Below are 22090 nucleotides of genomic sequence, written 5' to 3'. Positions count from 1 at the left end.
CCTAAAGGCCCGGCTACTCGCCCATCACGACGCCTTCACGGCGCGGGTCGGCGCCGCCGAACAGCGTGCCGTCTTCCAGGCGACGGATCGCCTGAAGACCACTGGTCAGCTCGCGCTCGCTGACGCTATGCCCGCGCTGGGTGAGCGACTCGATGGTCGCCTCGGGAAAGCGCCCTTCTTCGAGCCAGACATCGCCGCCCAGCGTGACTGCGTGGGGCAGGTTCAGCGCTTCCTGGGCGCTCAGGCCCCAGTCCCGCATGGCCAGAAGCGTGCGTGCGGTGTAGTGAATGATCGCCGCACCGCCGGGCGAGCCCAGGCTTGCCACGAAATCGCCGTTGTCATGATCGAATACCAATGTCGGGCTCATGCTCGAACGCGGCCGCTTGCCGGGCTCGACCCGGTTGGCCACCGGTTCACCGTCGATTTCCGGCTCGAAGGAGAAGTCGGTCATCTCGTTATTGAGCAGGTACCCGCCGGCCAGGCCCGTGCCGCCATCGGCCATGATGCGCGAGCCAAACGCCTGCTCGATGGTGGTGGTCATGGCCACCGCGTTGCCCTCTTCATCGACGATACTGATGTGGCTGGTGCCGTACTCGGGCTGGGTGGGCTGGCTTGCATAGCTCACCTCGAACTCGCCGGGGTTACCAGGCTCGGCGCTCTCGCCCATGCTGGTCTCCTCGATCAAACGGCTGCGGCTTTCCAGGTACTCCGGGGCGAGCATCAGCGACCAATCGCCCCCTGGCGCCTCGACGAAGTCCGGGTCGGCGATATAGCGGCCACGGTCGGCAAACGCGAGCCGCGACGCTTCCAAAAACTGATGCAGCCAGCCGCTGCTCGCCGCGCCGTTATCCAAAGGCGCCTCGATCATCGGCTGGTACTCCAGCATGCCCAGAATTTGCATGACGGTCAGGTGCCCCGAGGACGGCGGCGGAAAGCCGCAGACGTCCCACTGCTGCCAGGGCGTGCAGATCGCCTCCCGGGTGATGCTTTCATAGCCGCTCAAATCCTCCAGGCTCATTTCCCCCGGGCGGGTGTGGTGATTTTGCACCCGCTCGACCAGGTCCTGGGCCACGTCGCCTTCGTAGAAGGCGCGGCTGCCTTCGCTTGCTATCCGGCGAAGCAGCGCACCCAGCGCCGGGTTGGTGAGCGTCTCGCCCACTGCCAACGCCTCGCCTTGCGCGTCGTAGTAAAACGCCCCGGCGAGCGGGTCATCGCGCAGTGCCGGGTCTTCGGCCAGGCTTGTGTGCAGGCGCTGGCTCACTTCAAAGCCCTCCTCGGCCAACGTAATCGCCGGGACGAAGAGCGTCTCCCAGTCGAGCTGGCCGTGGGCGGCGTGGGCGGTTTCGAGCATCTTCAGCGTGCCGGGTACGCCGACCGAGCGCCCGCTCACCACCGCGTCCATGAACGCCAGCGGCTCGCCATCTTCCATGAACAGCGTCTCGTCCGCCGCCGCCGGGGCGGTCTCGCGACCGTCGAAGGCGTCGATATCGGTGCCATCGAAGTGCATCAAAAAGGCTCCGCCGCCGATGCCGCTGGATTGCGGCTCGACCAGCGTCAACACCATCTGCACGGCGATGACCGCGTCGATGGCGTTACCGCCGGCTTCAAGGATTTGCCGGCCGGCATCGGTGGCCAGCGGGTTGGCGGCGGCGACGGCGAATTTATCGTTCGCCCAGCCGGGTTTTTCCTCGTAGCCCGAGCCCACTTCCGGGGTCACCGAGGGCGCTTCGTAGGTAAAGCCAAAGCTGTAGAGCGGAACCAGCAATAAGCCGGTCAAGGGCAGCGTCGCCCGTAGTGGCAGCATGATCACTCCTGAGATGTTTCGAGGCCGAAGCCGGCGTTTTCTTGAGCGGGAAAAGGTGTTGGCTTACTCACCTGACAGGTTAGCCTATAAAACGCGTGCGCCCGGCACAATGGCCGGGCGCATTAATCGCTGAATTGACAAGGCTACTTAGGCGATGGTTTCCCCGGCCAGCATGAACCAGGTCTCCAGCACCGCGTCCGGGTTGAGCGATACCGAGTCGATACCCTGCTCCATCAACCACTTGGCAAGGTCCGGATGATCCGACGGGCCCTGCCCGCAGATCCCCACGTACTTGCCCTGCGCCTTGCACGCCTGGATCGCCATGGAGAGGAGTTTTTTCACCGCTTCATTACGCTCGTCGAACAGGTGCGCGACGATGGCGGAGTCACGGTCGAGCCCCAGGGTAAGCTGCGTCAGGTCGTTGGAGCCGATGGAGAAGCCGTCGAAGTGCTCGAGGAACTCATCGGCGAGCAGCGCGTTGGCGGGCAGCTCGCACATCATGATGACCTTGAGGCCGTTCGGGTCATCCGGGTTGCGCGCCAGCCCGTTGGCGGCCAGCAGCTCCACTACGTCGCGCGCCTCGGTTGGCGTGCGCACGAACGGCACCATGATCTCGACGTTCTCAAAACCCATGGTGTCGCGCACGCGCTTGAGTGCGCGACACTCCAGCTCGAAACACGGCCGGAAGGCGTCGGAAACATAGCGCGAGGCGCCCCGGAAACCCAGCATGGGGTTCTCTTCGCCGGGCTCGTAAAGCTTACCGCCGATCAGGTTTTCGTACTCGTTGGATTTGAAATCCGAAAGCCGCACGATCACCCGCTGGGGGTAGAACGCCGCGGCCAGCGTCGAGATACCTTCGACGAGTTTGTCGACGTAGAAGCTGACCGGATCGTCGTAACCCGCGGTGCGCGCGTCGATCACCTGCTGCAAATCCGGCGTTTGACGGTCGTACTCCAGCAGCGCCTTGGGGTGCACGCCGATCATACGATTGATGATGAACTCGAGCCGGGCAAGCCCCACACCGGCGTTGGGCAAACCGGCGAAGCCGAAGGCGCGATCCGGGTTACCCACGTTCATCATGATCTTGAACGGGATCTCGGGCATGGCGTCGACGCTTGAAACCTTGCATTCGTAATCGAGAATGCCTTCGTAGACGTTGCCGGTATCACCTTCGGAGCAGGAGACGGTGACGTCGATGCCTTCGCGCAGCTGGGTCGTGGCATCGCCACAGCCGACCACGGCGGGGATACCCAGCTCACGCGCAATAATCGCCGCATGGCAGGTGCGCCCGCCGCGGTTGGTGACGATCGCCGAGGCGCGCTTCATGATCGGCTCCCAATCCGGGTCGGTCATGTCGGTGACCAGCACGTCGCCGTCGTTGATCTTGTGCATCTCATCCGGGCTGAGCACGATTTTCACCGTACCGCTGCCGATACGCTGACCGATCGCCCGGCCGGTGATCAGCCGGCGCCCTTTCTCCCGGAGATGGAAGCGCTCGAGCTTGCCGCCCTCCTGCTGGGACACCACGGTTTCCGGGCGCGCCTGGACGATGTAGAGCTTGCCGTCGTCGCCGTCCAGCGCCCACTCGATATCCATGGGTCGCTGGTAGTGCTTTTCGATGGTGACCGCCTGGCGGGCAAGATCCATGATCTGCTCATCGTTGATGCAAAAGCGCCCGCGATCAGAGAGCGGTACGTCGACGGTTTCGACGGACTTGCCGGCGCTGGCGCTTTCGCCGTAGACCATCTTGATCAGCTTGGAGCCCAGGGTGCGGCGCAGTACCGCCGGGCGCCCCGCTTCCAGGGTGGGTTTGTGAACGTAGAACTCGTCCGGGTTGACCGCGCCCTGCACCACGGTTTCACCCAGCCCCCAAGAGGCGGTGACGAACACCGCATCGCGATAGCCCGACTCGGTGTCCAGGGTGAACATGACCCCGGAGGCGCCGGTTTCCGAGCGCACCATTTTCTGCACGCCCGCGGAAAGCGCCACGTTCTCGTGGGCGTAGCCGCGGTGCACGCGATAGGAAATCGCCCGGTCGTTGAATAACGAGGCAAACACCTCGTGCACGGCGCGCTTGACGTTGTCGAAGCCTTCGATGTTGAGGAAGGTTTCCTGCTGGCCGGCAAAGGAGGCATCCGGCAGGTCTTCGGCGGTAGCGGAGCTTCGTACGGCGGCTTTCAGGTTGGGGTGGCGCTGTTGCAGGGCGGCGTAGGCATCTGCCAGGGCGCGCTCGAAAGCGGGCGGTAAGGGCGTATCGATAATCCACTGGCGGATGGTGCTGCCCGCTTGTGCAAGCGCCTTGACGTCGTCGACGTCCAAACGCGTCAGCAGCGCGTTGATCCGGTCGTTGAGGCCCTCGAAAGCGAGAAATTCGCGGTAGGCGTGAGCGGTGGTGGCAAAGCCGCCGGGCACGGTGACACCGGCGCCCGCAAGGTTGGAGATCATTTCACCGAGCGAGGCGTTCTTGCCGCCTACTCGCTCGACATCGTTCATGCCCAGTTGATCGAACCACACAATGTACTCTTGCACGCAACACCCCTTTTAATCATCGACCGCGGGTTGAACCACCCGACCGGGTCTCGCCAGACCGGGGCTCGCCAGATCGGGTCGGTCAATTTCATTGAGCGTGTCACCCTATCACCGCCCCCTCGTATTCGCCATTAGTCTAACCGCGAAGTCAGTGAAGGTTTTTTACAACACGGCGAGAATTGAGGCACTTTCTGTAGTCGCCCGCTCCATAGCGGCCTGGCCCGTTGTGCTTGCGACACCCAACGGTGAGAATAGCGCTTCACGCATCGAGGTGATCAACGGGAGAAAAGCATGAAGCGTACGGCATTTTTTATTTCCGACGGAACGGGGATCACCGCCGAGAGTTTGGGGCGTAGCCTTTTGGCACAATTCAGCGGCGTCGAGATCACGATGCTCACCAAGCCCTATATCGACTCGGTCGAAAAAGCCCAGGCGCTCGCCAATATCATCGACGCCACCGCCAACCGCGACGGCCAGCGCCCGATCATCATCGACACCATCGTCGATCAGGAAATTCGCGACGTCATTCGCCAGGCCCAGGGCTTCAAAGTGGATGTATTTTCGACCTTTTTGGCGCCGCTGGAGCAAGAGCTCGAGACCCACTCTTCGTATAGTGTCGGGCGAACCCACGCCATTGGCAGCGACGATGTCTACATGGATCGCATCCACTCGGTGCACTTTGCCCTCGACAACGACGACGGCGCGCGCACCCACCAGTACGATCAGGCGGACGTCATTCTGGTCGGCGTTTCGCGCTGCGGCAAAACGCCAACGTCGCTTTATCTTGCGCTGCAGTTCGGCATCCGCGCGGCCAACTACCCAATCACCGAAGACGATCTCGACGAGGACGGCAGCTTGAAACTGCCCAGGGTGCTCGCCCCGCACCGCCACAAGCTCTTCGGGCTGACCATCGACCCGCGAAGGCTTTCGGCCATTCGCAACGAGCGCCGCCCCAACAGCCGTTACAGCTCGATCGACCAGTGCGTGCAGGAAGTCGAGCAGGCAAGCGCGCTTTACCGCACGCTTGGCATTCCGTTCATCGATACCACCCGCTTCTCGATCGAGGAGATCTCCACGCGCATGATCGCCGAAACCGGGCTAACGCGGCGTTTTTCGCCCCGCTAAAGGGGTAAGGCTCATAGCCCCTTGGGCGCGAAGATACCCGGGGCGTTGCGCCAGTAACCCTTGTAGTCCATGCCGAAACCGAACACGTAACGATCCGCTACTTCCAGGCCGCAGTAGTCGGCCTTGAGCCCCGGCACCGCCTTGCGGTCGTGCTGTTTATCGACCAGCACGGCGGTAGTGACGCTCGCCGCCTGAGCCTGTTGGCAGTAGTCCAGAATCGCCGCCAGGGTCGAGCCTTCGTCGAGGATGTCGTCGATGATCACCACGTGGCGCCCGGCCATCGGCACCTCCGGCGAGACCCGCCAGAAAAGCTCGCCGCCGCGCAGTTCGTTGCGGTAGCGCGTAGCGTGCAGGTAGTCGACTTCCAGCGGAAAGCCCAGCCGGGTCAGCAGATGACCGGTGGTGATCAGCCCGCCGTTCATCACGCAATAAAACACCGGCAGCTTGTCACCCAAATCCCGCGTGATGGCTTCGGCCATGTGATCGAGAGCTTCCTCGACCTGCGCCTGGGTGATCAGGCAGTCGGCGTTATCCATCAGCTCGCGCATTGAATCCAGGGATTCAAGGGCTTCTTTATCGAGTTTGTTCATCGAAGGGCTCCGGTATCAAGCGATCAAGGTTCAAAAAATAAAAGCGCCGGCGATACATCGGCGCTTCGAACGAGAAAAAGGTGTTTAAGGCGGCGCGGGCTAGTCGGCCAGCTCGCCCAGGCGTGCATTGGCGCGGCGCCAGCGCTTGAGCGCGGGCAACGCCGCGAGGTCCGGCCGGGCGCGGGCGTAGCGAAGCTTGCCGGCGCGTTTGCTCTCGAGCCCCTGACAGTGGGCGACCACCTCGAGCGCGGCGCCACGATCGTTACATACCAGCAGCATGTCGCAGCCGGCAGCCAGCGCGGCGCGGGCGCGCTCCACCGGCCCGCCGGCCACGTGGGCACCGGCCATGGTCAAATCGTCGGAAAAGATCGCCCCCTTGAAGCCCAGCGACTCTCTGAGCATTCCGAGCCAGTTCGGCGAGAAGCCCGCCGGGCGCTGATCGAAAGCGCTAAAAACCACATGGGCGGGCATGACGCCGTCGAGCTGGGCGGCCAGGCGGGTGAAAGGCACCAGATCCCGCGCCTTGAGCTCGCTTAACGGGCGCGGGTCGTCGGCAACGCTATGATGGGTGTCGGCTTCGATGCCGCCGTGGCCGGGAAAGTGTTTGCCTACCGCGGCCATACCCGCTTCGTGCAGGCCCTGGATGAAGCGTCCGCCGAGCTCGGCGACGTGTTCGGGGTCCTGACTGAAGCTTCGATCGCCGATCACGCTGGAAACCCCGCTTTCGACATCGAGCACCGGGGCGAAGCTAATATCGAGCCCGCAGGCCGCCATCTCCATGCCCAGCAGCCAGCCGGCATCGATGGCCAGCTGTATCCCGGCATCCGCGTCTTGGGCGTAGACCTCGCCAATGCGCGCCATCGCGGGAAGCCGCGTAACGCCTTTTTTGATGCGCTGAACGCGCCCGCCTTCCTGGTCGATGCCCAGCAGCAGATCGGGCCTTAACCGGCGAATGCTTTGGCAAAGCGCGCTGACCTGCTCGGCACTTTCTACGTTGCGCGCAAACAAAATGACCCCACCCACGGCGGGGTCGGCCAACAAGGCTTTTTCAGCTTGCGTGATAGCGGGCCCTTCGAGGTCGAGCATGACCGGGCCTGGCGGTTGCGTCATCGGCTTGCATCCAATAAAACGGCCGCCAATTCTAGTCGATCGGCGGCCTTAAACAAAATCCGGCGTTAAAGCCCCGCGGCGTTGAGCCACACCGGGGTGCCTGGGGCTGCGAAAGCGAACACCGCGAGCAGATCGTCATTGCGCAGGCGAATGCAGCCGTGGGAGGCGGCTATACCCATGGGTTGGTCTGGCGGCGTGCCGTGAAGATAGATATAGCGGCGCTGGGAGTCGGTCTGGCCTGCGCGGTTAACGCCGCGCTCGAGCCCGCAAAGCCAGAGAATACGCGTCAGAATCCAGTCACGCTGCGGATTCTGCGCGCCGAGTTCCGGGGTAAAGACTTCCCCGGTGAAGCGCCGCCCGCGAAATACCGCATTTTCCGGCAAGCCTTCGCCGATCGCGGCGCGCACGTAGTGCCAGCCACGGGGCGTCTGACCACTGCCCTCGTTTTGCCCTACGCCGTTTTCACCGGTCGAGACGGCGCACTCGTGTACCACCGCCTGGCCCTGCCAGCAGCGCAGGTGCTGGGTGGCGAGGTCGACCTCGAGCCAAGGGCCATCGACGGGGGGAAGATCAGCCAGATTGGGCGTCAGCATACGCAGGCTCCTCCAAAGCGGGGGGAAGCGGCGCGTTCATGGCGGAAACCACCACCGGGCGTAGCCGCCGGACAAGATCGCGCACCGAGACCTGCTCGTTGTACTCCTTGGCGGCGATATCGCGCAGCGCATCGAGCCCGGAAAGCGTGAAGATCACCGTGCCCAGCATGAAGTGCAGCCGCCAGAAGCGTTCCGCGTCGGGAAGCTCCGGCGTTGCCCGACGAACGAGCTCGACGAAACGGGTGAACACATCGCCGTACTGCTGCTGAATATAGCGGCGCAGATGCCCCTGGGCCTGGCTATAGGCCAAACCCAAAAGGCGCATGAAAACCTTGAGGCTATTGCGCTCGGCGGGCACCGTCAGCACCGTGGTCGCCATGGCTTCGAGCAGCACTTCGAGGGGAATGTCCTCCTCGCCGTAGCGCTCGTGCAGCGCGTCCAGGGCTTCGTGAAAGCGCTGGCTGAAAGGATCGAGATAGCGCGCGAATACGGCCTGAATCAGCGCTTTCTTGGAACCGAAGTGGTAGTTCACGGCGGCCAGATTCACCCGTGCCTTGCTGGTGATATTACGAAGCGAGGTCTCGGCAAAGCCGCGTTCAGCGAACAGCACCTCCGCAGTATCCAGGATACGCGTGACCGTATCAGATTGCGCCATGGCGCCCTCCAGAAAAACGAGTGTTTAAAACATCGCAAAATAGTAGGCCATTAACGCGCCAGTCTCAATCGCCAGAAAGGGTGAACTCCCCCACTCGATGCCCGAACGGCTTTATAATCCGTGGCTTGAGTCATATACTGGACAGAGGAACATACTGTATACTTAAACACATATATATCGAGTCACCTTTTTAGTTACCCTTTTACGCTGGAGTCAGACATGTCCCGTCCTCTTACAGTACGTCAACAGCACGTTTTTGACTTTATCGTTAAAACCATGAATGAGCTTGGCTACCCGCCCACCCGGGCCGAGATCGCCAAGGCTTTGGGCTTTCGCTCACCCAACGCGGCGGAAGAACACCTTCGCGCCCTCGAGCGCAAAGGCGCGATTCGTATCATTCGCCACACTTCCCGGGGTATTCGCCTACCCAACCAGGAAGGCACCGAAACCAGTGAGCCGGCGCCGGCTGCCAACGAAAGCGGCGAAACGCCGGCAAACGGCTTGCCCATCATTGGCGAAGTCGCTGCGGGCAACCCGATTCTGGCCGCCGAGCACATCGACCGCTACTGCCCGCTTCCGGCGGACTACTTCACGCCCAAGGCGGACTACCTGCTGCGCGTGCGCGGGCTTTCGATGAAAGATATCGGCATTCTGGAAGGCGACCTGCTCGCCGTGCACCGCACCGAGCGGGTACGCGACGGCCAGATCGTGGTGGCACGCCTTGAAGACGAAGTCACCGTCAAACGCTTCAAGCGCGACGGCCATCAGGTAACGCTACTGGCTGAAAACAGCGACTTCGACCCGATCGAAATCGACCTGCGCACCCAGCAGCTCGATATCGAAGGTGTGGGCGTAGGCGTGATTCGCGGCGGCAGCGGCCAAGCGCTCGGCTAAGCCACTCGCCTGTTTGAACGTTGCATAAAAAGCGGGGGCACTGATGCGTGCCCCCGCTTTTTGGTTCAATTAAAGCACTTTGACTGACCGTGCCGGGTAGCCCGTCGCGAGGGTCTTTCGCCAGGGATGGCGAAAGTAGCGTACAGGGAGGTATTCACAGCGCCCTCGCGTAGGGCTGCCCGGCACCGCACCCGCTATAAAAACCGCCTTGAGTCGGGGCACTTCGGTGCCCCGCTTTTTTTAGTTAAAGACGACGGTCTTGTTGCCGTCGATCAGCACCCGATCTTCCAGATGCCAGCGAATCCCCCTCGCCAGCACCGATTTTTCCACGTCGCGGCCAAAGCGCACCAGATCCGTCGGGGTATGGCAGTGGCTAACCCGATGAATGTCCTGCTCGATGATCGGGCCGGCATCCAGCTCCTCGGTCACGTAGTGGCAGGTCGCACCGATCAGCTTAACGCCCCGCGCGTAAGCCTGGTGGTAAGGCTTGGCACCGGCAAACGAGGGCAAAAAGCTATGATGGATGTTGATGACCTGGCCCGCGTAGCGGCTACAAAGCGCCGGCGGCAGAATCTGCATGTAGCGCGCCAGCACGATGCAGTCCGCCTCGAGCGCCTCGATTTGCGCCTGTACCGCATCGAACGAAGCCTGCTTGTCGCCTGGGTCGACCGCAATGTGAAAGTAGGGAATCTGGTACCACTCACTCAGCGCGCGCATATCCGGGTGGTTGGAGATGATCCCCACGATGTTGCAGTCGAGCTCGCCGGCCTGCCAGCGGTAAAGCAGGTCGACCAGGCAGTGGGACTCTTTTGAGACCATGATCACCACGTTGCGCCGCTTTTGCGTATCCACCAGCGCCCACTGCATGTCGAAGGCGCTGGCGATCGGCGAGAACGCCTCTTCGAGCGCCTCGGCGGTCATACCGATGGAATCGGCAAGAATCTCGTAACGCATGAAAAACCGGCCCGTTTGCAGATCCGAATGCTGGCTTGCCTCGGTGATGGAGCCGCCGTGCTGGGCGATGAAGCTGGAGACACGCGCCACAATGCCCACTTGGTCCGGGCAGGAAACCACTAAACGGTAGTAATGCGACATAAATACACTCAATATAAACACGATTTTAAAAATGCCAGGCCTTGTCCGCCATGAAGGGGGTCGTGGCGCTGAGCAAGGGCGCTAGTGTAGCGCAAGCGGGCCTGGCTGGCATCGCCATGATTGTTAGCCGCCCCCGCCTTACCGTATAGTTAAAGCCTTACTTTTCAGGCTGTTCATAATCAATGGATCCATCTCGCGTTCAACTTCGTCCCCGCCGCCGTCCACCCTTGCGCATACTGCCGCTTGGCGGCTGTGGTGAAATAGGAATGAACCTGACGCTTTATGGTTATGACGGTCACTGGATCGCCATTGATTGCGGCATGATGATTCGCCAGGATCTGCCCAGCGCCCCGCTTCAGGTGCCCAATACCCAGACCCTGGCCGAGCTCGATATCACCCCCCAGGCGCTCTACATCACCCACGGCCATGAAGACCATATCGGCGCGGTCGCCTGGCTTTGGCCGAAGTGGCAGTGCCCGATTTACGCCACCCCCCTGGCCGCCGGCCTTTTACGCCACAAGTTTGCCGAGCACAGTTTGAGCAGCGCCGCCATTCACGTGATCGAACCCAATGAGGCGCTGGAGCAAGGCCCGTTCACGCTTCGCTATCTGTTAATGACGCACTCGATTCCCGAAAGCTGCGCCATCATGATGCTGGCCGGGGGCTACCGGGTCCTTCACACCGGCGACTGGAAGCTCGACCCCGCGCCGCTGATCGGCCCAAGCGTCAATCCCGCCCACTTTCAGGCACTGGCACCGCTGGATCTCGTCGTCGGCGACTCGACCAATGCCCCGCTCCCCGGCACCGCGGGCAGCGAAGGCGATGTCGCAAAAGCCCTCACCCGAACGCTAAAGGCGTGCAAGGGCCGCGTCGTGGTCTCCTGCTTTGCCAGCAACCTGGCGCGCGTGTGGGCAATTGGCCAGGCGGCGGCGCAGAGTGGACGGCGGGTGAGCCTGATGGGCCGCTCCATGGAGCGTATGGTGGGTGTCGCCCGTGGGCTTGGCTATCTGGACGACTTCCCGGCGCTGGTCCCGCCCCAGGATTTGGGCTACCTGCCGCCGGATGAAGTCGTCGTGATCGCCACGGGCAGCCAGGGCGAGCCCCGCGCAGCGCTTCAGCGCCTGGCCCAGGGGCGTCACCCCTTCATGGACCTGGAAGCGGGCGATAACGTGATTTTCTCCGCCAAGGCCATTCCCGGCAACGAACGCCCGATTGCCCAGCTCAAACGCCGCTTTACCCAATTGGGCGTGACGCTTTTTGACGAAACCAATCACCCGGAACTCCACGCCACCGGCCACCCGGCCCAGCAAGAGCTCAAAACGCTCTATCGTTGGATAAGGCCCAAGGCGCTGCTGCCAGTTCACGGCGAAGCGGTCCATCAAAAGGCCCACCAGGCGCTGGCCGAAGAGCTCGGTATCAAGGCGCCGCTCGCCCCGGTCAACGGCGATATGCTGGCGATGGACAACGAAGGCATTCGGGTCGAGGCGCGTTACCCGCAGCTACCCCACGTGGTGGATCAAAACAGCGTGACGCCTCACCCAGGCCTTGGGGCAGAGTCGAACAGCGCCCGGCGCGGCACGCTGTTTTTGGCGCTGCCGGTATGCGCCACCGATACGGGCTGGCAGCGTATCGGCCGCTTGATGCTCGACGCGAGCGGGGCAAGCCCCATCGATGAAGAGAGCTTTAGCGACTGGCTCGACGAGCGCCTCGATGAAATTCACGCCGACACCCTGGCCGAGCTTCGCGAGGCGCTTACCCCCGGCATGATTCACTGGCTGGGGGAACACTGCCAGCACATGCCGGAAGTCCATCTGCAGATCATGGCGACCGAGGCGCCTTGACGGTCACCAGCGCGCCGCGTCCTGCTGGTCGCTTGCGCGCTCCTTCACCCAGTAATCGCCCTGGGTGGAATGCTCCTTTTTCCAGAAAGGCGCGCGGGTCTTTAAAATATCCATGATGAAATCGCAGGCGCTGAACGCGTCTCGCCGGTGGGCACTGGCCACCAGCACCCGCACGATCGGGTCCCCAGGGTGCAGCTGCCCTACCCGGTGGATGATCACCACCTTCTGCAGCGCCCAGCGTGACAGCGCCTCTTCGCCAATCTCGTAAAGCGCGCGCTCGGTCATTCCCGGGTAGTGTTCAAGGGTCAGCCCGGTCACCTCGGGGGTCTCGTTGAAATCACGCACCAACCCGGTAAAGGTCACTACGGCGCCGATGTCAAAGCGGTTTTCAAGCGCCGCGGTATAGCCCTCGTCGAGGCTAAACGCCGCCTCCTGTATCGCCACACTGATCAATGAGTCGCTCATTCAGCCCCCGGTCACCGGTGGAAAAAAGGCTATCTCGTCACCGTCGGTGATCGGCGCGGTGTCGTTGGCCATCACCTGATTGATGGCGCACAGCGTACGCTGCTCCTTCAATACGCTAAAACGCGTATCCTTCTCGGCCAGCACCGTTTTGAGCCCGGCTACATCGCGGCTTTCAAGCGCATCGAGGGAGAACGACACCTCGCTATGCCCGACCCGCTCACGAAGCTCGGCCAGGAACTTGACCCGCACGCAGGGCGATACCGTACAGCGCTCGCCGACGCTGACCTCCCCGGGCGTGCCTTCTCCGGTCACGATCGGCGCCGCGCTACGTTGATAATCGCCGCGTACGCCGCCGCGCTTGCTCTCGAGCTGAATAGCGTCGATGCGCATCTCCTTGTCGACGGCCTTGCACATGTCGTAAAGCGTCAAGCACGCCACCGAGACCGCCGTCAGCGCCTCCATCTCGACACCGGTGCGCCCATTCAACCGGCAAAGCGCGTGTACATTGACCGCGCCCTCCTGCCAGTCGATATCGAAATCGATGCTCACCTTGCTAAGCGCCAGCGAATGGCACAGTGGAATCAGATCGGACGTGCGTTTAGCGGCCTGGATACCCGCGATACGCGCCGTGGCCAATACATCGCCTTTGGGCAGCTCACCGTCGCTCAAAAGCCTTAACGTTGCCGGGGCCATGACGATGCGCCCCGACGCCACCGCTTCCCGGCGCGACGCCTCTTTATCGGCGATATCCACCATGTTGGCTTCGCCGTGGGTGTTCAGGTGGGTCAGCTGCATATCGTTACCTTTTGTCGTCACGGGACGCGCGGGACCATTGAAGGATCCAGCGCGCAATCTCATCGATGTTATCAAGGTTTAGCCGCGGGATAGAAGCGTCCAGCGTCTCGGGCGGCTCGCCTTTTAGCGCCACCGCTTTGACACCGTCGCTTTGCAGGATAGCCGGGTCGCCGATACCGTCGCGATAGAGAATCAATTTGGGCAGCGGCCAATCCTTGAAGCCTTCGACGATGACCAGATCCGGCGCGTGGGCGGTCATCAGTGAAAGCAAATGGCCAAGGTCCGGCTCGTCCTGGTCCGGTGTCTCCTGCATCAAGGCGTAGCGCCGGTGTGAAGCCACCAGCATGGGCGCGGCGCCGGCCTCGCGAAGCCGGTAGCTATCCTTGCCGGGCTTGTCGATGTCGAAGTTGTGGTGGGCGTGCTTGATCACCCCTACATCGAGCCCCGCCTCGCGCAAGCGCGGCAGAAGCTTCGTCAAAAGCGTGGTCTTACCCGTCGAGCTCCAGGCGGCTATGCCGAGCACGGGAAAAGGCATTTTCATCATTTCCAGGGAGATCTCCTTTGACCCAGCCTCAGGCAAGCTCTTTTTCCGGTGGCAGCAGCGCGTTCAGCGCAATACCGACAAGCGCGGCCAAACTAACGCCCTGTAGCGTAAACTGTCCGCCGCCGAACTGCATACCGCCAATTCCGAAGACCAGAATAAGCGAGACGACCACCAGGTTGCGCGGCGCGGTGAGCGACTGCCCCGCACGCACCAGCGTATTCATGCCCACCACCGCAATCGAGCCGAACAGCAATGTCATGATACCCCCCATGACCGGGCCGGGAATGGTCTGCAAAAGCGCGCCCAATTTGCTGATGAAGGCCAGCAAAATGGCCAGCACCGCCGCCACGATCATGTACACCGGATTGAACGCCCGGGTCAGCGTGACCGCGCCGGTCACTTCGGAATAGGTGGTGTTGGGGGGCCCGCCGAACAGCGCCGCCACGCAGGTCGCCAGGCCGTCGCCCAACAGCGTACGGTGAAGGCCTGGCTTTTCCAGATAGTTTTCCCGGGTGACCGAGCCGATCGCCACCATGTCACCAATGTGCTCGACCGCCGGGGCGATGGCCACGGGGATCATGAACAGTATCGCCGCCCAGTGAAAGCTCGGCGCGGTAAAGGCCGGCACCGAAAGCCAGCGCGCCTGTTGAATGGGCGTAAAGTCCACTACCCCCATGACCAGCGAGAGCGCGTAGCCGGTAGCGACCCCGCCCATGATCGGCACCAGCCGCAAAAGCCCGCGGCCGAACACCGCCAGCACCAGCGTGACCGCCAGGCTCGCCATGGAGAGAAAGATCGCCTGACCATAGCCGATGTGATCGCTGGTTTCCCCGGTTGCCATACTCACCGCCACCGGCGCCAGCGCCAAACCAATCACCATGATGACCGGCCCCACCACTACCGGCGGCAGCAGTCGATTCAGCCAGCCCGTGCCTTTGATACGCACCACTTGAGAGATAACGGTATAAACAATACCAGCAGCCATCAACCCGCCAAGCGTGGCGGAGACGCCAAAGCTTGCAATCGAGCCTTGAATAGGCGCGATAAACGCAAAAGAAGAGGCCAAAAAAACCGGCACACTCTGTTTGGTCACGCTATGAAAGACCAGCGTGCCGACACCGGCGGTAAACAGCGCAACGCTTGGGTCGAGCCCGGTCAATAGCGGTACCAGTACCAGCGCGCCAAAGGCGACGAACAACATTTGCGCCCCGGTCAACAGCGTTTTGGGCCAGCCCTCTTGTGATGATTTAGTGCTCATGCAGCGTCCTTAACGTTCATTGGGTCGCCCATCAGGGCAGGCTTGTCAGGGGAGTGGGTACCGGGGCGTTTTTCGCGCCCAAAAAAATGCCCCCGACGCAAAGCGTAAGGGGCATTTCAAGGCAGCGCGCTTAGCGCGTGCCGAATATTTTGTCGCCGGCATCGCCAAGGCCCGGCACGATATAGCCATTTTCGTCGAGGCGCTCATCGACGGACGCGGTGTAGATCTCGATATCCGGGTAGTCTTTTTGTACGCGCTCGATGCCTTCGGGTGCTGCGACCAGTACGATCACTTTCATGCTGTCGCAGCCCCGCTCGCGTAGCATATCCAGCGTTGCCACCATCGAGCCACCGGTCGCGAGCATCGGGTCGATCACGATCGCCATACGCTCTTCGATGTCGTTGGCGAACTTGGCAAAGTACGGTACCGGCTGAAGCGTCTCTTCATCGCGGTAAAGTCCGACGACGCTGACCCGGGCGCTGGGAATCAGGTCGGTGACTCCTTCGAGCATGCCAAGGCCTGCGCGCAGAATCGGCACGACGGTCACCTTTTTGCCTTTCAAACGCCGCGTCGCGATGGCTTCGCCGTTCCACCCTTCGATCTGATGGTCTTCGACCTCGAGATCCTTGGTGGCCTCGTAGGTCAGTAGCTTGGCGACTTCACCTGCCAGCTCGCGAAAGCTCTTGGTGCTCAAACCGCCTTCCCGCATGAGCCCCAATTTATGCTGAACAAGCGGATGATCAATGGCGTGGACACTCATGAAACTACCTCACTGCAGGGTTAAAAGCGCTCGGCTAGCGCAAAATTGCGCGCCATTCTACCCGCAACCGCCCCCAAGGTTAAGGGGTGGCGGGTAATTGCCATTCGATTACCGGGCGTCCCTGCTCGGCCAGGAACTGGTTCGCCTGGGAGAAGTGGCGATTACCCAGAAAGCCGCGGTGCGCGGAAAGCGGCGACGGGTGTGGCGATTCCAAAATCAAATGGCGCGTTCGATCGATCAGCGCTTTCTTCTGACGGGCGTGGCTGCCCCACAGGAGAAAAACGCAAGGCCCGGCGTGTTGACTGACCGTCTTGATCGCCGCATCGGTAAAATGCTCCCACCCCTTGCCCCGGTGGGAGGCCGCGTTGCCCTTCTCGACCGTCAGGGCGGTGTTCAAAAGCAGCACGCCTTGCTTCGCCCAGGGTTCCAAAAAGCCGTGATTTACCCGCGTGAAGCCCACGTCGCTTTCAAGCTCTTTATAGATATTGAGCAGCGATGGCGGCACCTGAACCTCGGGCTTGACCGAAAAACAGAGCCCGTGGGCCTGGTCGGGGCCGTGGTAAGGATCCTGGCCCAGAATGACGACTTTCACCTCTTCCAAAGGCGTGAGCTCGAAGGCGCGAAACCAGTTGGACGAGTGCGGATAGATGACCTTTTTAGCCGCTTTCTCATCGGCCAGAAACGCTTTTAGCGCGGCCATGTAATCCGCCTGGAACTCCTGGCCGAGCCACTGGCTCCAGTCCTTGGGTAGAGGGTCGGTCATATCATTTCTTCAATTGATCGGCGAGCGGTTCGACATAGGCGATGCCCATGTCCCAGGGAAACTGAATCCAGCAGTTCTGGCCCACTTCCGTGAGGTACTGATCGACCAACGGGCGGCCGTCGGGCTTGGCGTAAATGGTGACGAAGTGGGCATTGGGCAGCATTTCACGCACGGCCCGGGCGGTTTTACCGGTATCGACCAGGTCATCCACTAAAAGCCAGCCCTCGCCGTCGTGGTCCACGCCCTTCATGATATCGAGCCCGCCCTGATCCATATGATCGTAGCTTTTGATACAGACCGTGTCGATCAGGCGGATATTGAGCTCGCGGGCGATCAGCGCGGCAGGAATCAACCCGCCCCGGGTGATCGCCACGATACCCTTGAAATCGCGCTCGATCAGTTGGTGGCAAAGGGCCCGAACGTCGCGATGGATCTGGTCCCAGGAGACCGTGAAGTGCTGGTGATAGCGTTCGCTGCTCATGGGAGGCGTTACTCGTCTTCGTTAAATGAACATACCGCGAACACGCCAAAGCCAGCGTCGCGAATCTTTTGAGAGCCGCCGAGTTCGGGCAGATCGACGATCGTCGAGGTCTCGACTACCTGACCGCCACAGCGCTGAATCAGGTTGGCGGCGGCCAGCATCGTGCCACCGGTCGCGATCAAGTCGTCCATCAGCAAAATCCGGTCACCCTTTTCGAACGCGTCGGAGTGAAGCTCCACTTCCGCGGCGCCGTATTCGAGGGTGTAGGTTTCGCTAATCGTCTTGAACGGAAGCTTGCCCTTTTTACGTACCGGCACGAAGCTGCAACCAAGCTCATAAGCCAGCGGTGCGCCGATGATGAAACCGCGCGCGTCGATCGCCGCAATGGCATCCAGATTCATGTCCTGATAGCGGTGTACGAAGCTATCGATCAGTTTACGAAAGGCCGAGCTGTTTTGCAGCAAAGGCGTGATGTCACGAAAATTGACACCCTGCTCGGGCCAGTCGGGAACCGTGCGAATAACGGACTTGATGTAGTCGCCGTAAATGCTCATCGCGTCTCTCATTGGTTAATACAAAGCCGGGCCAACGCCTAGCCGAAGAATACGAATTTCACCGCAAACAGCAGCGCCAGAACGATCACCGCCGGATTGAGGTCCTTGAAGCGCCCGGAGAGCGTCTTGATGCCGACAAAGCTCATAAAGCCCAGCGCGATGCCGTCGGCAATCGAGAACGTCAGCGGCATGGCGATCGCGGCGATCAGTACCGGCGCGGCGTCGGTGGGGTCTTCCCAGTTGGCATGGGCCAGGCTACCCGCCATCAGCACCGCCACGTACAAAAGCGCGCCGGCGGTGGCGTAGGCCGGGATCGAGCCCGCCAGCGGCGCGAAGAACAGGCTGATCAAAAACATCACACCCACGACCACGGCGGTCAAGCCCGTGCGCCCGCCGGACGCGATACCCGCGGTGGATTCGATATAGCTGGTGGTGGTCGAGGTACCCAATACCGCACCGGCCATGGAAGCCGTGCTGTCGGCCATCATGGCGCGGCCAATGCGCGGAAGCTTACCGTCTTTATCCAAAAGCTTACCGCGATGGGCAACGCCGACCAGCGTACCGGAGGTGTCGAACAGGTCCACGAACAAAAAGGCAAAGATGACGCTGAGCATCGCCACGTCGAAAGCGCCGGCCAGGTCCATCGCCATGAAGGTCGGCGCGATGGACGGCGGCATCGACATCAGCCCGCCGTACTCGTTATGCCCCAGGAGCATGGCCGCAACGGTCACGCCTAGAATGCCGATCAGCACCGCGCCGGTAACGTTCAAGTAGGCAAGCGCGGTAATCACGAAAAAGCCGAGCAGCGCATAAATGGCCGAAGGCTCGGAGAGATCGCCCATCGCGACCAGCGTTGCCGGATTGGCAACCACGATACCGGCGTTTTTAAGCGCGATCATCGCCAGAAAAAGCCCGATACCGGCGGCAATGCCCAAGCGCAGCGAAAGGGGTATGGCGTTGATGATCCATTCGCGAATCTTGAAAATACTCAGCAGAAAAAAGGTCAGACCCGAAAGAAATACCGCCCCGAGCGCCGCCTCCCAGGTATAGCCCATGCCCAGCACCACCCCGTAGGTGAAGAAGGCGTTGAGCCCCATACCCGGCGCCTGGGCAATGGGGTAGTTGGCCCAAAGACCCATGACGAAACAGCCAATGGCCGCCGCCACGCAGGTCGCCACGAACACCGCGCCGTAGTCCATCCCCGCTTCCGACAAAATGCTCGGGTTGACGAAGATGATGTACGCCATGGTCAAAAAAGTGGTGATGCCCGCGATCACCTCGGTTTTGACGTTGGTATTTTGCTCGGTGAGCTTGAAGTAGTTGTCCAAACCTTTCATATCGTTTTGTTCCCTGCGCCCGGTGATGCGAGAAAAGCCGCACAGTCTACCGAAAGCCCGAAAGCGATGCGAGCTTCGGCGCGCAGCCGATGAGTGCGGGCTTCCCCGCTCTGATTCTCCAGCAATTTTCAGGCCACTACTTAACCAACTGGTCAAAGCCTCAAGCGCGCGCCGCCAGCACCCGCTCGACGGTTTCCACGATGACCTGGGTTTGCGGGTCCACCTCGATGTTGACCTGGGCGCCGGGCAGGCGCTCTTTCAACACCGTGCGCTGTAGCGTTTCGGGAATCAGATTGACGCTGAACTCGATGTTTTCACCCGCCGGGCGCACATCCCCCACGGTGAGACTGATGCCGTCGACGCCGACATAACCCTTCTCGAAAACGAAGCGCCCGAGGGTTTTGGGCAGCGAAAACCACAGCCGCCGGTTATTGGGCGCCTCGTCGATGCCCACCACATCCGCCATGGCGATGATGTGCCCGGACATGGCGTGGCCGCCGATCTCGTCGCCAAAGCGCGCGGCGCGCTCTATATTGACGCAATCGCCAACGCTTACTGCACCAAGATTGGTCAGCCGCAGTGTCTCGCGCATGAGATCAAAGCTTACCTTGTGGCCGTCGATGGCGGTAACGGTCAAGCACACCCCGTTATGCGACACCGAGGCGCCAAGCTCGAGCCCTTCGCAAAGCGCTGGCGAAAGCTCGACCACATGGGTTTGAAACGCTTCGAGCTCACGGATTTCGACAACCCGGCCAACGCCTTGCACAATGCCTGTAAACATCACTCCCCCTAACGCCCTGCGGGCCTGAACGTTTTGCAAACGGCTATTATCGCCTTTAACCCGCTTCAAGCTAAAGGGCCGAATAGGGTTTATTGACTAGGGCAAGTACGGTCGTCGTTTTTTCGAGCGCCTAACGGGCCCTAAAACGCCGCTTTATGCGTCGAATGCTTTCGATTTGGCGCAGGTGGCGTTTTAGCGCCGCTTTAATTGACAAGCTGCCAGGCCCTCTCTAGACTCTCGCCGCTAATAGTTTAGACGCCGATTTATACCCGGATTGCGGGCGTCCACCAGCCAAGCGCGGTGAAGTGCAGCTAAAAGGGTGTGTCCAGCGTCGATGGCCACCCCAAGGGGTGGCCTTATTTATTTTAAGCCCCTCCCCCTGCACCTCACGTCTTTGGCCTCACGTTAAGGCAGACGCCATGATAGAACTCAAAAACGTCAGTAAAACCTACGGCAGCGGCCCCCGCGCGGTCCACGCCCTGAAAAATGTCGATTTAACCGTCCCCCGGGGCGCCATTCACGGCGTGATCGGCCTGTCCGGCGCGGGCAAGTCAACGCTCATCCGTTGCGTCAACCTGCTCGAGCGGCCCAGCGAAGGTAGCGTGTTGGTCGATAACCGCGACATCACTCACCTTAGCCGGGGCGAGCTCAACCAGGCCCGCCACCGCATGGGCATGATCTTTCAGCACTTCAACTTGCTGACCACCCGCACGGTCTTCGACAACGTCGCCCTGCCCCTGGAGCTGATGGGCGAGAAGCGCCGCGGGATCAAAACCCGCGTGACGCCGCTTCTGGAAATGGTCGGCCTGGCGGACAAGGCAACGATGTACCCGGCCCAGCTCTCCGGCGGGCAGAAGCAGCGCGTGGCGATCGCCCGGGCGCTGGCGAGCAACCCCCACGTGCTGCTGTGCGACGAAGCGACTTCCGCCCTCGACCCGCAGACGACCAGCTCGATTCTCGAACTTCTGCGCGATATCAACCAAAAGCTCGGCATCACCATCTTGCTGATCACCCACGAAATGGAGGTCGTGAAATCGATTTGCCACCGGGTGAGCCTGATTTCCGGCGGCGAGCTGGTCGAAGACGCCGACGTGGGCGACTTCTTTACCGCCCCGACCACGGCCCTGGGCCGCGAGTTTCTCAACGACTTCTTGCAGCTAAGCCCGCCAAAGGAGCTCACCGCGCGGCTAAGCGACGTGCAAAGCCCCGACAGCCACCCGGTGGTGCGCCTGACGTTTTCCGGCGACGCGGTTTCGACGCCGCTGATTTCAAGGCTTGCCCGGGAGTGCGACGTCGACGTGAGTATTTTGCAGGCCAAGGTGGAGTCCATTCAGGAGCGCACCCTGGGGCTGATGATCGCCGAACTGCTCGGTAGCGCCGAGCAGACCCAAAAGGCGATGACCTATCTTCAAGCGCATCAACTACAGGTAGAGGTACTTGGCTATGTCCAGCGCGATGTTTGATCTTATCTGGCAGGCAACCCTGGACACGCTCTATATGGTGGCCATCTCCGGGGCGATCTCGACGCTGCTTGGCCTGCCGCTGGGCGTCCTTCTCTACGTGACCCGCCCGCGTCAGATTCTGGCCATGCCGGTGCTCAACCACGTGCTCAGCCTCGTCACCAACGTCGGCCGCTCGATTCCGTTCATCATTTTGATGGTGGCGATCATCCCCTTCACACGGATGCTGGTCGGCACCTCGATCGGCATCAACGCCGCCTCGGTGCCGCTGACGATCGCCGCTATCCCCTTCGTCGCCAGGTTGATCGAAGGGGCGCTCAACGAGCTCTCTCCGGGGCTTGTAGAGTCCGCCCAGGCGATGGGCGCCACCCCTTGGCAGATCATCTGCAAGGTACTGATCCCCGAAGCCCGGGGCGGTATCATTACCGGCCTTACGATCACCGTGGTCACGCTGGTCAGCTATTCGGCCATGGCCGGTGCGGTCGGCGGTGGGGGCCTGGGGGATTTAGGCATTCGCTACGGTTACAACCGCTTCAACCCGACCATCATGCTGACGACGGTGGTGATTCTGGTGGTGATGGTGCAAGGCTTTCAAAGTCTGGGCGACTATCTGGTGCGCAAAAGCGATCGCAAGTAGCCGGGCATTGAATAAAATC

At 61.4% G+C, this 22090-nt stretch carries 22 protein-coding genes; 5 read left to right on the top strand and 17 right to left on the bottom strand.

The features are described 5' to 3' along the window. Positions 1-13 precede the first annotated feature (13 nt). Both ggt and ppsA read right to left on the bottom strand, forming a co-directional pair. The gene (gene ggt, locus ACWHVV_RS08120) at positions 14-1804 is read right to left on the bottom strand and encodes a gamma-glutamyltransferase (protein ID WP_447928878.1); all 1791 of its coding nucleotides are present in this window, start codon (positions 1802-1804) and stop codon (positions 14-16) included. Positions 1805-1951: 147 nt separating this feature from the next. Continuing rightward, a complete protein-coding gene (gene ppsA, locus ACWHVV_RS08115) occupies positions 1952-4333 on the bottom strand; it encodes a phosphoenolpyruvate synthase (protein ID WP_447928877.1) in 2382 nt (793 codons plus the stop codon). Positions 4334-4624: 291 nt separating this feature from the next. Here ppsA and ppsR point away from each other — a divergent pair, with 291 nt between their 5' ends. Further along, positions 4625-5458, top strand: coding sequence for a posphoenolpyruvate synthetase regulatory kinase/phosphorylase PpsR (ppsR, locus tag ACWHVV_RS08110; protein WP_447895854.1), 834 nt, complete (start codon positions 4625-4627; stop codon positions 5456-5458). A gap of 11 nt (positions 5459-5469) precedes the next feature. Here the strand turns inward: ppsR and ACWHVV_RS08105 are convergent, their stop codons facing one another. The 4 genes from ACWHVV_RS08105 to ACWHVV_RS08090 form a co-directional block, all read right to left on the bottom strand. After that, a complete protein-coding gene (locus tag ACWHVV_RS08105; RefSeq protein WP_447928876.1) occupies positions 5470-6048 on the bottom strand; it encodes a hypoxanthine-guanine phosphoribosyltransferase in 579 nt (192 codons plus the stop codon). Positions 6049-6147: 99 nt separating this feature from the next. After that, the gene (gene nagZ, locus ACWHVV_RS08100; RefSeq protein WP_447928875.1) at positions 6148-7158 is read right to left on the bottom strand and encodes a beta-N-acetylhexosaminidase; all 1011 of its coding nucleotides are present in this window, start codon (positions 7156-7158) and stop codon (positions 6148-6150) included. Between the two features lie 65 nt (positions 7159-7223). Then, positions 7224-7751, bottom strand: a complete 528-nt coding sequence (locus ACWHVV_RS08095) for a L,D-transpeptidase family protein (RefSeq protein WP_447928874.1) — start codon at positions 7749-7751, stop codon at positions 7224-7226. Beyond that, positions 7729-8406, bottom strand: a complete 678-nt coding sequence (locus ACWHVV_RS08090) for a TetR/AcrR family transcriptional regulator (RefSeq protein ID WP_447928873.1) — start codon at positions 8404-8406, stop codon at positions 7729-7731. Before ACWHVV_RS08090 ends, ACWHVV_RS08095 begins: the two co-directional genes overlap by 23 nt. Positions 8407-8625: 219 nt before the next feature. On the opposite strand from ACWHVV_RS08090, the gene lexA reads away from it, so the two are divergent. Further along, positions 8626-9300 carry a transcriptional repressor LexA gene (lexA, locus tag ACWHVV_RS08085; protein WP_447928872.1) on the top strand — a complete coding sequence of 225 codons (675 nt, stop codon included), beginning with the start codon at positions 8626-8628 and terminating at the stop codon, positions 9298-9300. Between the two features lie 240 nt (positions 9301-9540). On the opposite strand, the gene purU is transcribed toward lexA, so the two are convergent. Next, complete coding sequence (gene purU / locus ACWHVV_RS08080; RefSeq protein WP_447528589.1) at positions 9541-10395, bottom strand: formyltetrahydrofolate deformylase; 855 nt, start codon at positions 10393-10395, stop codon at positions 9541-9543. 266 nt (positions 10396-10661) lie between these two features. Here purU and ACWHVV_RS08075 point away from each other — a divergent pair, with 266 nt between their 5' ends. Further along, positions 10662-12236 (top strand): ribonuclease J, encoded by a 1575-nt coding sequence (locus ACWHVV_RS08075; RefSeq protein ID WP_447928871.1) that lies wholly within the window; start codon positions 10662-10664, stop codon positions 12234-12236. A 3-nt stretch (positions 12237-12239) separates the two neighbouring features. Here ACWHVV_RS08075 and moaE read toward each other — a convergent pair whose 3' ends face one another. The 10 genes from moaE to ACWHVV_RS08025 all read right to left on the bottom strand — a co-directional run bounded on the left by moaE (position 12240) and on the right by ACWHVV_RS08025 (position 19974). Further along, positions 12240-12701 carry a molybdopterin synthase catalytic subunit MoaE gene (gene moaE / locus ACWHVV_RS08070; RefSeq protein ID WP_447528587.1) on the bottom strand — a complete coding sequence of 154 codons (462 nt, stop codon included), beginning with the start codon at positions 12699-12701 and terminating at the stop codon, positions 12240-12242. Beyond that, the gene (gene moaC, locus ACWHVV_RS08065; RefSeq protein WP_447928870.1) at positions 12702-13496 is read right to left on the bottom strand and encodes a cyclic pyranopterin monophosphate synthase MoaC; all 795 of its coding nucleotides are present in this window, start codon (positions 13494-13496) and stop codon (positions 12702-12704) included. 4 nt (positions 13497-13500) lie between these two features. Beyond that, positions 13501-14040, bottom strand: a complete 540-nt coding sequence (gene mobB / locus ACWHVV_RS08060) for a molybdopterin-guanine dinucleotide biosynthesis protein B (protein WP_447928869.1) — start codon at positions 14038-14040, stop codon at positions 13501-13503. 28 nt (positions 14041-14068) lie between these two features. Further along, positions 14069-15298, bottom strand: coding sequence for a uracil-xanthine permease family protein (locus ACWHVV_RS08055; protein WP_447928868.1), 1230 nt, complete (start codon positions 15296-15298; stop codon positions 14069-14071). Positions 15299-15428: 130 nt separating this feature from the next. Next, on the bottom strand, positions 15429-16058 hold the full coding sequence (gene upp, locus ACWHVV_RS08050; RefSeq protein ID WP_447528583.1) for a uracil phosphoribosyltransferase: 630 nt from the start codon (positions 16056-16058) through the stop codon (positions 15429-15431). 79 nt (positions 16059-16137) lie between these two features. Continuing rightward, positions 16138-16821, bottom strand: a complete 684-nt coding sequence (ung, locus tag ACWHVV_RS08045) for a uracil-DNA glycosylase (RefSeq protein WP_447928867.1) — start codon at positions 16819-16821, stop codon at positions 16138-16140. A gap of 1 nt (position 16822) precedes the next feature. Beyond that, complete coding sequence (gene gpt, locus ACWHVV_RS08040; RefSeq protein ID WP_447528581.1) at positions 16823-17302, bottom strand: xanthine phosphoribosyltransferase; 480 nt, start codon at positions 17300-17302, stop codon at positions 16823-16825. 8 nt (positions 17303-17310) lie between these two features. Beyond that, positions 17311-17856 (bottom strand): adenine phosphoribosyltransferase, encoded by a 546-nt coding sequence (locus ACWHVV_RS08035; protein WP_447928866.1) that lies wholly within the window; start codon positions 17854-17856, stop codon positions 17311-17313. Positions 17857-17894: 38 nt separating this feature from the next. After that, positions 17895-19193, bottom strand: a complete 1299-nt coding sequence (locus tag ACWHVV_RS08030; protein ID WP_447928865.1) for an NCS2 family permease — start codon at positions 19191-19193, stop codon at positions 17895-17897. A gap of 160 nt (positions 19194-19353) precedes the next feature. Beyond that, on the bottom strand, positions 19354-19974 hold the full coding sequence (locus ACWHVV_RS08025) for a riboflavin synthase subunit alpha (protein WP_447928864.1): 621 nt from the start codon (positions 19972-19974) through the stop codon (positions 19354-19356). A gap of 419 nt (positions 19975-20393) precedes the next feature. On the opposite strand from ACWHVV_RS08025, the gene ACWHVV_RS08020 reads away from it, so the two are divergent. Further along, positions 20394-21437 carry a methionine ABC transporter ATP-binding protein gene (locus ACWHVV_RS08020; protein ID WP_447928863.1) on the top strand — a complete coding sequence of 348 codons (1044 nt, stop codon included), beginning with the start codon at positions 20394-20396 and terminating at the stop codon, positions 21435-21437. Then, positions 21418-22071 (top strand): methionine ABC transporter permease, encoded by a 654-nt coding sequence (locus ACWHVV_RS08015; RefSeq protein ID WP_447895839.1) that lies wholly within the window; start codon positions 21418-21420, stop codon positions 22069-22071. The genes ACWHVV_RS08020 and ACWHVV_RS08015 overlap by 20 nt, the downstream gene beginning before the upstream one ends. Positions 22072-22090: the final 19 nt, after the last annotated feature.

The sequence above is a fragment of the Vreelandella sp. EE27 genome (assembly GCF_968206495.1).
This window is presented reverse-complemented; position numbering and strand designations above follow the sequence as displayed.

What these genes read in the sequence shown, in the direction of transcription:
- lexA (WP_447928872.1), top strand. Translation starts at nt 8,626, where the DNA reads ATGTCCCGTCCTCTTACAGTACGTCAACAGCACGTTTTTGACTTTATC.
- ppsR (WP_447895854.1), top strand. Translation starts at nt 4,625, where the DNA reads ATGAAGCGTACGGCATTTTTTATTTCCGACGGAACGGGGATCACCGCC.
- ACWHVV_RS08030 (WP_447928865.1), bottom strand. Translation starts at nt 19,193, where the DNA reads ATGAAAGGTTTGGACAACTACTTCAAGCTCACCGAGCAAAATACCAAC.
- ACWHVV_RS08075 (WP_447928871.1), top strand. Translation starts at nt 10,662, where the DNA reads ATGAACCTGACGCTTTATGGTTATGACGGTCACTGGATCGCCATTGAT.
- upp (WP_447528583.1), bottom strand. Translation starts at nt 16,058, where the DNA reads ATGAGTGTCCACGCCATTGATCATCCGCTTGTTCAGCATAAATTGGGG.
- moaE (WP_447528587.1), bottom strand. Translation starts at nt 12,701, where the DNA reads ATGAGCGACTCATTGATCAGTGTGGCGATACAGGAGGCGGCGTTTAGC.
- ACWHVV_RS08015 (WP_447895839.1), top strand. Translation starts at nt 21,418, where the DNA reads ATGTCCAGCGCGATGTTTGATCTTATCTGGCAGGCAACCCTGGACACG.
- ACWHVV_RS08035 (WP_447928866.1), bottom strand. Translation starts at nt 17,856, where the DNA reads ATGAGCATTTACGGCGACTACATCAAGTCCGTTATTCGCACGGTTCCC.
- ACWHVV_RS08020 (WP_447928863.1), top strand. Translation starts at nt 20,394, where the DNA reads ATGATAGAACTCAAAAACGTCAGTAAAACCTACGGCAGCGGCCCCCGC.
- ung (WP_447928867.1), bottom strand. Translation starts at nt 16,821, where the DNA reads ATGACCGACCCTCTACCCAAGGACTGGAGCCAGTGGCTCGGCCAGGAG.
- gpt (WP_447528581.1), bottom strand. Translation starts at nt 17,302, where the DNA reads ATGAGCAGCGAACGCTATCACCAGCACTTCACGGTCTCCTGGGACCAG.
- ggt (WP_447928878.1), bottom strand. Translation starts at nt 1,804, where the DNA reads ATGCTGCCACTACGGGCGACGCTGCCCTTGACCGGCTTATTGCTGGTT.
- nagZ (WP_447928875.1), bottom strand. Translation starts at nt 7,158, where the DNA reads ATGACGCAACCGCCAGGCCCGGTCATGCTCGACCTCGAAGGGCCCGCT.
- ACWHVV_RS08025 (WP_447928864.1), bottom strand. Translation starts at nt 19,974, where the DNA reads ATGTTTACAGGCATTGTGCAAGGCGTTGGCCGGGTTGTCGAAATCCGT.
- ACWHVV_RS08090 (WP_447928873.1), bottom strand. Translation starts at nt 8,406, where the DNA reads ATGGCGCAATCTGATACGGTCACGCGTATCCTGGATACTGCGGAGGTG.
- ACWHVV_RS08095 (WP_447928874.1), bottom strand. Translation starts at nt 7,751, where the DNA reads ATGCTGACGCCCAATCTGGCTGATCTTCCCCCCGTCGATGGCCCTTGG.
- purU (WP_447528589.1), bottom strand. Translation starts at nt 10,395, where the DNA reads ATGTCGCATTACTACCGTTTAGTGGTTTCCTGCCCGGACCAAGTGGGC.
- ACWHVV_RS08105 (WP_447928876.1), bottom strand. Translation starts at nt 6,048, where the DNA reads ATGAACAAACTCGATAAAGAAGCCCTTGAATCCCTGGATTCAATGCGC.
- moaC (WP_447928870.1), bottom strand. Translation starts at nt 13,496, where the DNA reads ATGCAGCTGACCCACCTGAACACCCACGGCGAAGCCAACATGGTGGAT.
- mobB (WP_447928869.1), bottom strand. Translation starts at nt 14,040, where the DNA reads ATGATGAAAATGCCTTTTCCCGTGCTCGGCATAGCCGCCTGGAGCTCG.
- ACWHVV_RS08055 (WP_447928868.1), bottom strand. Translation starts at nt 15,298, where the DNA reads ATGAGCACTAAATCATCACAAGAGGGCTGGCCCAAAACGCTGTTGACC.